Source organism: Flavobacterium praedii, from assembly GCF_026810365.1.
Classification (GTDB): Bacteria; Bacteroidota; Bacteroidia; order Flavobacteriales; family Flavobacteriaceae; genus Flavobacterium; species Flavobacterium praedii.
Genome location: NZ_CP113948.1, coordinates 746,534 through 760,013 on the forward strand (window position 1 = coordinate 746,534; position 13,480 = coordinate 760,013).

A 13,480-nucleotide genomic window follows, 5' to 3' on the forward strand; every position below is an offset into this window, starting at 1 on the left:
TTTACAGTAGTTATAGGTGTTTTTTTTTTTTTTGGTATTTGTATAATTTAAAATGAATATCTCGCAAAAATAGACAAGCAGTACCAGTTTTTAGTATCGGATACATTATCTTTTATAGCTCCTCCTGGAAGTGTATAAGCTGTATTCAAATGGAAGTACCAATTGCTGGAATGAAAATATTTAAAAGTTAGATTGTACTCTGTTCCGTAAAAATTGGATTGAAGTGTAGATAAAGCCGGATTTCCTCCAATATTATTTTTTTCAGCCGCATAAAAAAGCCAAAACTGTCCTACCAATTGTGTTTTTTTTAATGGTTTATAAACAATTTGCAAACGGTGGCTTATTTCATTACTGTTTTGTACAATCTTATACATGTTAGATCCTTGTACCCATTGCTCGCCATTTCCTCCTGTATAGAGTTGGTCCCAACGATTATAGGAAGCAGTATTGGCATCATCACCACTAAAATAAGCATATCGATAACTAACTGTAGGAGCACCTTTAGAATTGATAAAACTCCAACCAAGCTCTCCATAATAGGCCAAAGCTTTCATATCAAAATTAGGATTACGCTGATAACCAACCTCCGTTTTGTAAAACAAGCCACCACCTTCTCCCGTTGATTTGAAAAAGCGAGCATTGTAAACCTGAAGTCCGTCACGTTTATGCACTGTTCCATCAGGCATGTAGTAATTGAAATTTGAATCTGAAACATTCAGATAACTTAAGCCTAGGATTCCATTTTTTTTGTTTTTCAATTGAAGGTTTATTCCTTTTATTGTTGTTTTACTATCCAAAATATCAAGTTCATTTGGTCTTAAGCTAAAACCTTGCAGTAGTATTTTGTCATAAACAATATCTGCAGTAAATAATTCTTTTCCTGCCCATCGCGGGTTTAGTTGTAAAGAAGCCCGATCATATCCATTCATTGAAGTATTAACAATTAACCAACCATCACCCAGAGTAAATTGCTTACGACCATAACACAAGTTGTATTTATATGCTTTGTCATTATTTGTGCGGCCACCACCCACAAAACCCACAAAAGCCTCTTCAACATCACCATAAATTCTTGATTTGTCAGTAAAAAGTTCGTTACCTGCCGAGAAGGACACCAGATAATTTACGCCACCATAGAGATGGATGTTTGCTTTTGGAATAACTTTTGCAATTCCATAAATACCGGCACTGGCAAACCCTTCGAGCCATGCAGTATAGCCATCTCCCACAGGTTTTTCGGCTAATGGATTACCGTTCGTCAGCTGTTCGGGTTGAGAAAACCACGCATTATCATTAGAATATACCATTTCGGAGGCGGCAGATTTTAGTGTCACAAATACATTTTCGGTATTATAAAGTACTGGAAAAAGATTTTTATCCTTGGCAACATTTACTTTGTTGGCATCTTGGTCTGTAACCGGAATCAACTTAACATTTATGGTTAACTCTACTGCATTTTGGGAGGAGGTTGTCACCAAAGGCGATGCTTTCTCGACAAAAGGCAATAGGTTAATTTTTGAGATGTTATAAGAGGTAAGGAAACTATTAAATTGTGTTTGTGTACTTACGGCAAATGTGTCTTCAATTACTCTTGTATATGCAGCATAAAGTGTAGTATCAACAGGTTGGTTCTCATATACAAAATGTATGGATTGTATGTTTGTACCTTCGTAGATTGATATCGGGTTATTGGACTGAGCAAAAGAATAGGTACTTATTATAATCGATAATAAGCACCCTTTTATTAGTTTCTTCATATATTTTATGATTTAAAAATCAGTCCATCCTCCATCTGTAGCCATTATGGTTCCAGTAAGAGCTGAAGATTCGTCTGAGAGAAGGTATAGAATATTTGAAGCTTGTTCCCAAGGGTAAGATCCTCTATGTTCTGAGTCGCAATATTTAAGAAGACTCATCGTTTTTATGGCTCCCATTCCAAATCCCTCACCAGCAGCAACTGTAGCTTTTACAAATTTCCCTGCACGATCGACCATTGGTGTTTGGGTTTCTGCCATATTAACAGAATTTACTCTAATGCCATAAGGCGCATAATCAATGGCAGCATTGCGTGTTAACCCATTTACCGCGTGTTTGCTGGCAACATAAGCAGGGTTTCCAGATAAACCAGTCATACCCGCAATAGAACCTACAAGCACCACAGAGCCTCCATTATTTTGTTTCAGTAATTGAGTTAAGGTAGAACGTAAAGATTTAAAAGTACCAGCGGCATTCGTTTTGAACGTATTATCCCAGTATTCATCGGTTGCATCTGTTATAGAGGCAGGCATGAGTGCTCTTTGTTCTTTGTTGAATTCAAATTCAGTACCCGAAAATACGCCATCCATGACACCGGCATTGAGACAAGCATAATCTACTTTACCAAATTTTTCAACGGCTACTTGAATCATTCGATCACAATCTGCCGCAATTTGAATGTTTCCTTTCACAAAAACTATTTTTCCACCACTTTTTGCATTCACTTTGTTGATAGAGTCAGAAACTTGTTGTCCTAATTCTTGAAGCCAGTCCATAATCACTACATTCGCTCCTTCTTTGACCGCACGTATGGCAGTCCATTTACCAATTCCGCGGGCACCACCAGTAATGATAATTGTTTTTCCTTTAAAACGGTTAGGGATGAAATAGTCTTTGTCAAGACGCGTAACATTTCGTTTTTGTGGTTTTGTTGCATTTTGAGCATTTGCTGACACCGCAAAAAACAATGCTACAGTAGCTGCGCAAACCAATGAGTTTAGTGTTTTCATAATACCATTTTTTTTTGAATTAATAATTGTAAGTATCTAAATAATAAAGTCTTATTTTTTTGTTTCTGTTAAATGTTTTAATCAGAATATTAATTTTTTAATAAAATTAATATTTTATTTTAGTATTTATAGTTTTGATTTACAATTTTTTTCAAAATTTTCATAAGGTTCTTCTTTGTAATGTTTTCTGGATTATCGAATCGTTTGTGACTTATATTTTGTAGAGTAGAGATTATTTTTTAATTTAAGTAGTCACTCATTGGAAATAAGCAACAAAAAACTTGAATAGGTGAGTGCGAATTGTAGTTTATCTTTCCCCAATTATTGACTTAATAAACATCTAAGAGTTAAATGGTAGCAGAATTGAATTCCTATCTTGAGAGGGGTTAGGGGAATGTTTTCTTTAAAATATAAATACTTTATTTTGATACTGTTGCTCAAAAGTATTTACATTAATTTAAACCAACAGGAAATATTGTACTTACTATTTAAGTAAGTAACTCGATATCTTTATAAAAGAAACTGATTAACATTCCGAATGAATTCTAAATATATTCACGGAAAAAAATCGGGAAACTTTACCTAGCGGTAGTGTTCCTTAGTAGTAATCAAGATATCCGATAACCGTAACACCTCATCCGAAGCAGCTAATTACTTGACCGAAGATTAAAAATGGCATTCAGAAGCATGTAACAGGCTATCCGAAGCATACAACAGGCAATCCGAAGCTTGTATCAGGCGTTCCGAAGCGCTCATCAGGGCATTATTTTTTCTTTGGATGCCCTATTTTGCTGGGCGTAGCATAAAAAGGGTTGAAATGAATAAAATGTACGTTTTTATGTTTGTGATTTTTATGATCTATATCCTGATAGCGGATTTGCAATCCGTGCCCACAAAGTATATAGACACTGGATATTGATAAAAGATTAAATTATTTTAAAAGTAGAAAAAGAAGTTGGGTTTTAGAATAGGAACGGGCACGGATTGCAAATCCGCCTATCGTTGCGGTAATATATCCGCGTCATCGGGTAGTATATCATCAAGTAGGTCCACATTCTAAGAGAAAAATGAATTGCTTTTTCGATTTAGTAACTGAGATCCCTCGTTCCTCGGGATGACAATATTGGGCTTAGATATTGCATGAGATCACTGGTTTCTATGAATCACTGCATATTTGCGAGGAATGAAATTACTATTTGTAAGAAGAATAGGTGTTAAATAGTTGTTAATTATCAAATATAAGAATAGTAATGTAAGAATTTTTTTTAAATTCAATTATTATTAACAAATAACCAACATTTTATGTCTAAATTGATTACTACCATTGCGTCACCGGCAGTATTGACTGCTTTTACAACCGCTGTTAATACAGCATTAACTCCTTTGAATCCCTTTAAAATTAATTTGACCGATGAGGAAAAAAAAGGAACGCGTTCTATGGCGGAAGGCAGGGAAGGGTATGCCCGTTTAATCTCTAGAATTGCCAATCAATTTCCCAATTCATTGAGCCGTGCCGATGTTCCCTCAGAACTAGCCAATCTTTTAGATTATTACAATAATCTAGAAGCTAACAAAATGGCACTAATGCAGGCAATGGAAACTATTGAAGAAATTCAGTTGGGCGCTGCAACTGATGTAATGACTTTGGTAGATCGTTACGCTATAAACTTGCAGGTATCTCGAGGAAATGAAGGTTCACTTGACCTTGCCATGGGCGAAGTAGACCAATGGAACAAGCGTTATGCCAATAAAAAGGAAGAGCCTAAAGTTCCTGTAACTCCAGAAGAGCTAAATTAAGTACAAAACTTGATTCTAATTTTAAAAGCCAAGCTACCTAAAAAACAGCTTGGCTTTTTTTATGGAATGCTGCGCCATACTAATAGTAAGGCGCGCCTATCGATTTGGTAGGCGTCGCCTTTGTTTTTGATAGGCGCGCCTTCAATTTTAGTAGGCTCGCCTATGTTTTTGGTAGACGTCGCGTACAATTTTAATAGGCGCGCCTATCGATTTGGTAGGCATCGCCTATGTTTTTGATAGGCTCGCCTCTTAATTGTTTAGGCGAGCCATAATATTGGGTAGGCACGCCTATGATTTTGATAGGCACGCCTATGGTTTTGGTAGGCGTGCTTATGGTTTTTGTAGGTGCGCCTATAGATTTGATAGGCGTGCCAATAGTTTTGGTAGGCGCGCCTATGTATGTGGGAGTAGTAATTAGACTGTGTAAACTAAAAAAAGCAACCCGTTTGGGAGTTGCTTTTTGTTTTAGATTGAAAATACTTGGCTTGTGGGTTCGAGCAATAGGTGTCGCGCTGGGTAAATAACAATAAAGTATTTTTATATGAATTGTTGATAATTTAATTTATTAAGTAAGCCGTTGGTGAAATCAATTCTATAAATTTGAAAAAATTAAAAAAATATGGATTTTAGATTAGGTGAGTTGTTTTGTGGGCCAGGTGGAATAGCTATTGGGGCTAGAGATGCAGCATTCGAGCATAATGGTGAAATATATTCGATTTCTCACGAATGGGCTAATGATTATGAAAAAGATACTTGTGAAACTTATTCTAAAAATATTTGTCCAGAAAACGTAGGCTCAGTAATATGTGAAGATGTTAGAAAACTTGATATAGATAATTTATCACAAATTGATGGTTTAGCTTTTGGTTTTCCTTGTAATGATTTTTCAATTGTTGGTGAACAAAAAGGCTTTGAAGGAAATTATGGACCACTTTATACTTATGGGATCAAAGCATTAAATAAATTCCAACCAAGTTGGTTTCTAGCTGAAAATGTTGGAGGATTGAGAAACTCAAATGATGGAAATGCTTTCCAGACCATTATTGATGAATTGACTGCCACAGGATATAATGTTGTTGCGAATCTTTATAAATTTGAAAATTATGAAGTACCGCAAGCAAGACATAGAATTATCATTGTTGGTATTAGAAATGATTTAGGATTAACTTTTAAAGTTCCTATAATAAAAAACCCTAAAACTATTACTTCTCGTGAAGCAATAGAAATACCTTCTATACCAACTAATGCTCCAAACAATGAACTCACAAGACAGTCAGAAAATGTAATTGAAAGATTAAAACATATAAAACCAGGTCAAAATGCTTTTAATGCAACAATACCCGACCATTTAAAATTGAATGTAAAAGGTGCTCAAATAAGCCAAATCTATAAACGATTAGATCCAAATAAGCCTGCTTATACAGTAACTGGAAGTGGAGGTGGAGGCACTCACATTTACCATTGGGAAGAAAATCGAGCTCTTACAAATCGTGAAAGAGCTAGACTGCAAACATTTCCTGATGATTTTGTGTTTTGTGGTTCTAAAGAAAGTGTCAGAAAACAAATCGGTATGGCGGTTCCACCCAAAGGAGTTAAATTAATTTTTGAATCTATTTTAAAAACTTTCGCTAGAATTCCTTATGATAGTGTTTTACCAAATATAGAAACAAGAAATAGAGATTTATTTGGTAAAATGGTTATGGAACCAACTGAAGATTATATAACAAATTAAAGATTTATGATAATAAATAATCTTTACCCAACAGCATTAATAAATCCTAAAGCCATTGCAAATAAACTGTATATTGTCAGTGGATATGCGTCTGCAACTTTTGCAAGGAGACATATAGTTGAGTTATTAGCTATAAACAATGATTTTGAAATCAATCTTATAATTGGTATGCCAAATTCTAAAAGTGATCATCTAGCATTTGTTGCACTTCATAATGAGTTTGGAAATAATTTTAAAGGATATTATTATAGGAATTCAGCTCCTGTGCACTGTAAAGTTTATTCTTGGTATAATGATGATGAACCTTGCATTGGTTATACTGGTTCTGCAAACTATAGTCAATATGGTTTTTTTACTCATTTACAAGTCAATCAACTAAATCATGATGATCCAATTCAAATCAAAAGTCTTTTTGATGATTTACTGACTAGAAGTACATATATTCCAAATGAAACAATTGTTTTACCTTTATATCATCGAACTCCTCACATAGGTAGCGTATTACCTAGTAAGATTCAATGGGAAATAGCTAACAAAAGGGTAAGAATTAGCTTCTTGGACAATAAAGGAATTCTACCAAAAGGATCTGGATTAAATTGGGGGCAACGACTCTCAAAAAATACTAATAAAATTACTGGTAAAATTACTTGGAGTCAGCGAGAGCCCAATCAAGCATATTTAAGTTTAAAACAAGACTCTAGAAAAGAAGGCTTCTTACCAGAAAAGGCATTTACTTTTTCTCTAATAACTGATGATGGTCACAGTTTTGACTGTGTTGTTGCTCAAGATGGTAGGAAAGCAATCCACTCTACAAAAGACAATAGTGAAATAGGAAAATATATCAGAAATAGAATTGGAGTGTCTTTAGGTTCTCCAGTAACTGTTGAAGATTTGGAAAGATATGGAAGGACAGATTATACCATTGAAAAAATAGATGATGAGACTTTTCTCCTAGATTTTTCAGTATAATTCATTCCAATCAAATATTTATTAAATCCCGATCGTGCGGATTTTCAATCCGTGTCCACACAGTACATATACAAAGTCAGAATAAAAAGAATAATAAAAAAAGGGGATTGATAATTGGAATTGGTACAGATTCAAAATCCCCGCTATCTGGTCTTTTGGATTAGTTCTTTGAAAGATAAAAGTTCTCGCCTAGCCCCGATGGAAGGGAAAATCCTTTTTAATCTCGTTTTTTTGCGAGATTAAAAAGATTGGAAAGACAGCGGGAGTGAAGTTGATGAAAAACCAAATACTTCTGCTCCTAAAACAAAAAAAACACCAGCTTTTCGACTGGTGTTGTTGATGACCTTTGCCAAAGTTCAAAACTTTGGCAAAGGTTTTAGTACCCTATATTAGTGTACCAACTCACTTTGATTTCTAAAAAAGAGTTCGCCATCAAAAGCATCGAGTAGGATGATGCTATCGGCATGTACTTTGCCAGCGAGGATTTCTTGTGGGGGGATGAAATAGAGTAGTATTATTTTAAATTCTTGATTTGTTTGTTGTTGACCAATGCTTCATTTGAGTGATTGCAATAGTGTTCAGTTGAATTAATCGCTCGGGTTGTGTTTGCCCTTGATGTATGAAAACGGCGTTTAGACTTTCTAAGTTAGATAACACCACCAATTGTTCAATTGTTGCAGTATCCCTGATGTTCCCTTCCAAATCGGGATGTTCCTCAGGCCATTGTTTTGCTGTTGTGCCAAACAATGCCATATTGAGTAAATCGGCTTCGCTGGCATAAACAAAATTGATTTTGATTTTGTCAAGTTCCTTGGGAATGAGGTTTTGTTTTATAGCATCTGTATGAATGTGGTAATTTACTTTTGCCAGTGTACGTTGAAAACTCCATTCTAATTTTAGTCTGTCATTTTCATCGTCTTTTAAACGTTGGAATTCTTTGATGAGGTATATTTTAAATTCAGGGCTAATCCACATTCCAAACTCAAAAGCAATATCGGGGTGTGCATAAGTGCCTCCATATCTTCCAGTAGTTGCTTTCAATCCTATTGCATTGGTTTTTTCAACCCAATCTTTGACACTTAATTTATAACTATTCAATCCTGCTTGACTTTTAATTATGGCGAATTCGCCATAATTAAAATTAGGGTTATAGATGCTTTCCCAAATGCCAATGAATTCAACGGTGTTTCTATTTCTTAACCAATCTGAAATAAAAAAATCACCATCTTTTGCTTTCAACATATCAGTAAGGGATATAAATTCAGAAGCTTTTTTTTGAATAATTGTAATTGCAGTTCCTTTAACATTTATTGTTTTGCTTTTTGCCATAACTCATTTTTTTTGCAGTTTTTATTTAAAACAAAAGATTTTAATTTTTTTTGTTGTGATGTTGCAATGAAAAGTAAATGTACTAAAATTCTTCAATTATGTTTGGTGATTTGATTGATGTCTATGGTTTAATTAAAAAAACACCAGCTTTTCGACTGGTGTTGTTGATGACCTTTGCCAAAGTTCAAAACTTTGACAAAGGTTTTAGTAAGCTATATTAGTGTACCAACTCACTTTGATTTCTAAAAACGAGTTCGCCATCAAAAGCATCGAGTAGGATGATGCTATCGGGATGTACTTTGCCAGCGAGGATTTCTTTGGAGAGCTGGTTGAGCACCTCTCTTTGTATCACTCTTTTTACGGGTCTTGCACCAAATTGCGGATCATAGCCTTTCTCAGAAAGATGGGCGATGGCCTCGGGTGTTGCGTCCATGGTGATGCCTTGTTGGGCAAGCATTTTGGTAACGCTATTCAATTGCAATCCTACAATTCTAGTAATATTGGCAGTGGTCAATGGCGTGAACATTACGATTTCGTCGATACGGTTGATGAACTCGGGACGCACGGTTTGTTTCAATAATCCGAGTACCTCGACTTTGGCGAGTTCGGTGGCGGCTTCGACACTTCCTTTCAGGTTCTCAAACTTATCCTGTATGATTTGGCTTCCCATGTTGGAAGTCATGATGATAATTGTGTTCTTGAAATCGGCCAAACGTCCTTTGTTGTCGGTCAAACGCCCTTCATCAAGCACTTGTAACAAAATATTGAAAGTGTCTGGATGGGCTTTTTCGATTTCATCCAACAAAATCACAGAATACGGTTTTCTACGCACGGCTTCGGTCAATTGTCCACCTTCGTCATAGCCCACGTATCCTGGAGGGGCACCGACCAATCGGCTTACGCTGTGGCGTTCTTGGTACTCGCTCATATCGATTCGTGTCATCGCGTTTTCATCGTCAAAGAGGTATTCGGCTAGTGCTTTGGCCAACTCGGTTTTTCCCACTCCTGTTGTTCCAAGGAAAAGGAAAGTTCCGACAGGTTTTTTCATATCCTGCAAACCGGCACGACTACGGCGCACGGCGTCACTCACGGCTTCGATGGCTTCTTCCTGACCAACCACACGTTTGTGCAGTTCTTCTTCCAGATGCAATAGTTTTTCGCGCTCGCCTTGCAACATTTTCATCACGGGAATTCCAGTCCATTTGGCCACTACTTCGGCAATGTCCTCTCGGGTTACTTCTTCTTTAATCAACGAAGTTCCCGATTGGTTTTCCTGTAATTGTTTGGTAAAAACGGCTAGTCGCTCTTGGGCTTCTTTGATTTTTCCATAACGAATTTCGGCTACTTTACCATAATCGCCCTCACGCTCGGCACGTTCGGCTTCGTATTTGAAGTCTTCAATTTCGGTTTTTACGATTTGAATGTTATCAACGACTTCTTTCTCAGATTTCCATTTGGCGTAAATCTCATTTCGTTCTTCTTTGAGATTGGCCAAATCCATTCCTAATATTTTGAGTTTGCTTTCGTCTTTTTCGCGTTTGATGGCTTCAATTTCGATTTCCAACTGCATTATTTTTCGATCCAAAACATCCAATTCCTCTGGTTTGGAGTTAATTTCCATTCGCAGTTTAGAAGCCGCTTCGTCCATCAAATCGATGGCTTTGTCCGGAAGGAAACGATTGGTGATGTAACGTTGTGATAGCGTTACGGCAGCAATAATGGCGTCGTCCTTGATTTGTACTTTATGGTGTGTTTCGTATTTTTCCTTGATTCCTCTTAGAATCGAAATCGCACTTTCGGTATCGGGTTCTTCGATAATGATTTTTTGGAAACGGCGTTCGAGCGCTTTGTCTTTTTCGAAATATTTTTGGTATTCGTCTAAAGTCGTTGCACCGATAGCTCTCAATTCGCCACGAGCCAAAGCTGGTTTCAAGATATTGGCGGCATCCATAGCGCCTTCGCCACCGCCTGCACCTACAAGCGTGTGAATTTCGTCAATGAACAACACGATGTCTCCTTCGGCCGCGATGACTTCTTTAACTACTGATTTTAAACGTTCTTCGAATTCTCCTTTGTATTTGGCTCCCGCAATCAAAGCTCCCATATCTAAGGAGAATACGATTTTGTCTTTCAAATTGTCGGGTACATCACCATCTACAATTCGGTGTGCGAGACCTTCGGCAATGGCGGTTTTACCCACTCCGGGTTCACCTACCAGCATCGGATTGTTTTTGGTTCGTCGGGTAAGGATTTGCAATACACGACGGATTTCTTCGTCACGGCCAATTACAGGATCTAGTTTTCCGGATCGAGCCAATTCGTTTAAGTTTTTGGCATATTTATTCAAAGCATTGTAGGTTTCTTCGGCAGAGGCAGAGGTTACTCGCTCGCCTTTGCGCAATTCTTCGATTGCTGCTTTTAGTCCTTTTCCGGTTACGCCTTGGTCTTTTAAGATTTGCGCCACTTTGCTTTTCGAATCGAAAATAGCGAGAATCAAATGTTCGACAGAAACGTATTCGTCATTCATTTTTTTTGCAATGATTTCGGCTTCATTCAATGCAGAATTAGCCGTTCTGGAAAGCTGAATTTCACCTCCGGATACTTTCGGAAAACTCTGGATGGTACTGTCTAGAATTTGTAAAAACAAAGGCACATTGACGTTTAGTTTTTTCAAAATAAACGGAGCCACATTCTCATCTACTTCAAAAATAGCTTTGAAAATGTGTTCGTTCTCGATTTGCTGTTGACCCAAACTCTGAACCAGCTGCTGTGAAAGCTGTATGGCTTCCTGCGATTTAATGGTAAATTTATTAATGTTCATGTCTAAAGGTTTTATTTTAGTGAATAGTGAAAAGTGAATAGTGAAAAGTTAGTAGTTAATAGTGAAAAGTTAATAGTGAAAAGTTAATAGTGAAAAGTTAATAGTGAAAAGTTAATAGTGAAAAGTTAATAGTGAAAAGTTAATAATGAAAACTCAAGTTTATACTTATTGCTGATTATAAGTGAAATAATTACGTAAAATCTGCATAATTTTTTTTTGATGAATATTACTCTTTTTGTGTATTAGATGATGTGTATTCTTTTTTACTATCGGCTAATTACTTTTCACGATTCACTTTTCACGATTCACTAAATCTTACTATTTAATAACTAACTTTGCAAATTAAATATCAAATTATATTCCACTATAAATTTACGGACAATTTGACGTTTAAACTATGATTTTCATTACTTTATAAAGACAAAAAGACATAAAATACGACAAAATGAGTATATTTAATTCCCTATTTGGTAGTTCAGAGGAAAATAAGGCCAAAACAAGTAAAATCAATTGGATTCCGTTAACGAACGTAGACCAACTGAATGAGATTGTTGCGTTATCGAATGAAAAGCCGGTAGCAATCTTCAAACACAGCACCCGTTGCAGCATAAGCAGATTTGCGCTGAAACAATTTGAAAATGAATTTGATTCGGCTGATGCAACCGACACTTATTTTTTGGATTTAATTGAACACCGTGATGTTTCCAATGAAATAGCGAGCCGTTTTAAAGTGGTTCATCAATCTCCTCAATTGTTGTTGATTAAAAATGGTCAATCGGTTTATGATGTTTCGCATAGTGATATTGACGCAAAGGATTTGGAGGAGAGGTTGTAAGATTAATAAGTAGTTTGTATATTAGTCTTGTAAAAAAGTAACTATGCAACTAGAGTCTTCACAAATTATTTTTATTTCTGAGATAAAAAAACAAATCAAAGCCGCGCAATATCGCGCTTTGCAAAAAGTAAATGCCGAACAAGTTATGCTTTATTGGAATATTGGTAAAGCAATAGTCGAACGTCAACAAGAATTTGGTTGGGGTAAAAGTATTGTTGAGCTTTTGGCAATTGAACTGCAAAAGGAATTTGTCGGGATTCAAGGGTTTTCTGCTCGAAATTTGTGGAGAATGCGAACATTATATGAAGAATATCATGTAAGTGATTTAATTCTGCCACCATTGGTGGCAGAAATTCCCTGGACGCATAATATTCTTATAATTGAAAAATGCAAAGACGAGCATGAACGTTTTTTTTATATTAATAGAACCAAAAAATTCAGTTGGTCTAAGACGATGCTTATTAATGCCATTGATGCACAGCATTATCAAAAAACAATACTAAATCAAACCAATTTTGATACGACTTTAGCTTTAGAAGAGGCTAATGATGCTAATTTTATTGTAAAAGATGAATATTTATTTGATTTCTTAAATCTATCAGAACCTCATTCTGAAAGTCAATTGGAACAAGCGATATTGACCAATATTAGAAATTTTCTTACTGCTCTTGGAGGCGATTTTAGTTTTATAGGCAATCAGTTTTCTGTAAAAGTTGAAAATAAAAATTATGAAGTCGATCTTTTATTGTTTCATCGGGAGTTGCAATGTTTAGTTGCTATCGATTTAAAAATTGATGAGTTTAATCCCGATTTTGCAGGGAAAATGAATTTTTATCTTTCTATTCTAAATTCTAAAGTCAAAAAGGAACACGAAAGGCCTAGTATCGGAATCATTATTTGCAAGTCTAAAAATAGGACTATTGTAGAATTTGCACTTCAAGATGTTAATAAACCCATTGGAGTGGCCACTTATTCTACATCACCGAATCTGCCGGTTGATATGCAACAGTTTTTTCCAACGAATGAAGAATTTGTTGAAAAAGTAGAAAGCATTACGCAATATATAAATGAAAAAAGTCCCAAATTTTGATTTGGAATCACCTTTTATAATTTGAGAACTTATCAATCTACTGTAATTGTTCCAGAGATTAGCACATATTTTTTTAAATTATGCTTAAAAAGCTGTGCTAATCTGTGAAATTTGTATTTAAAAGTTTTTTGTGTTGGTCTGA

The 13,480-nt window shown here is 35.8% G+C and carries 9 protein-coding genes; 5 read left to right on the forward strand and 4 right to left on the reverse strand.

Annotated features, from left to right (window positions below):
• Positions 1-47: 47 nt before the first annotated feature.
• Complete coding sequence (locus OYT91_RS03235) at positions 48-1,757, reverse strand: alginate export family protein (protein ID WP_281239487.1); 1,710 nt, start codon at positions 1,755-1,757, stop codon at positions 48-50.
• A gap of 12 nt (positions 1,758-1,769) precedes the next feature.
• Positions 1,770-2,765 (reverse strand): SDR family NAD(P)-dependent oxidoreductase, encoded by a 996-nt coding sequence (locus OYT91_RS03240; RefSeq protein ID WP_269223060.1) that lies wholly within the window; start codon positions 2,763-2,765, stop codon positions 1,770-1,772.
• Between the two features lie 1,302 nt (positions 2,766-4,067).
• On the opposite strand from OYT91_RS03240, the gene OYT91_RS03245 reads away from it, so the two are divergent.
• From OYT91_RS03245 to OYT91_RS03255, 3 genes are all read left to right on the forward strand, one after another.
• Entirely contained in the window at positions 4,068-4,562 is a 495-nt protein-coding gene (locus OYT91_RS03245; protein WP_281239488.1) for a hypothetical protein, read from the forward strand.
• 619 nt (positions 4,563-5,181) lie between these two features.
• On the forward strand, positions 5,182-6,294 hold the full coding sequence (locus OYT91_RS03250; protein ID WP_281239489.1) for a DNA cytosine methyltransferase: 1,113 nt from the start codon (positions 5,182-5,184) through the stop codon (positions 6,292-6,294).
• Positions 6,295-6,300: 6 nt separating this feature from the next.
• Positions 6,301-7,263, forward strand: coding sequence for a restriction endonuclease PLD domain-containing protein (locus OYT91_RS03255; RefSeq protein ID WP_281239490.1), 963 nt, complete (start codon positions 6,301-6,303; stop codon positions 7,261-7,263).
• A 519-nt stretch (positions 7,264-7,782) separates the two neighbouring features.
• On the opposite strand, the gene OYT91_RS03260 is transcribed toward OYT91_RS03255, so the two are convergent.
• Both OYT91_RS03260 and clpB read right to left on the reverse strand, forming a co-directional pair.
• Complete coding sequence (locus OYT91_RS03260; protein WP_281239491.1) at positions 7,783-8,592, reverse strand: KilA-N domain-containing protein; 810 nt, start codon at positions 8,590-8,592, stop codon at positions 7,783-7,785.
• A gap of 217 nt (positions 8,593-8,809) precedes the next feature.
• Positions 8,810-11,413: an ATP-dependent chaperone ClpB gene (gene clpB, locus OYT91_RS03265; protein WP_281239492.1), complete on the reverse strand. Its 2,604-nt coding sequence runs from the start codon at positions 11,411-11,413 to the stop codon at positions 8,810-8,812.
• 445 nt (positions 11,414-11,858) lie between these two features.
• Between clpB and ytxJ the strand changes: the two genes are divergently transcribed.
• Positions 11,859-12,248, forward strand: a complete 390-nt coding sequence (gene ytxJ / locus OYT91_RS03270) for a bacillithiol system redox-active protein YtxJ (RefSeq protein ID WP_281239493.1) — start codon at positions 11,859-11,861, stop codon at positions 12,246-12,248.
• 43 nt (positions 12,249-12,291) lie between these two features.
• Positions 12,292-13,338 carry a PDDEXK nuclease domain-containing protein gene (locus tag OYT91_RS03275; protein WP_281239494.1) on the forward strand — a complete coding sequence of 349 codons (1,047 nt, stop codon included), beginning with the start codon at positions 12,292-12,294 and terminating at the stop codon, positions 13,336-13,338.
• Positions 13,339-13,480 lie beyond the last annotated feature (142 nt).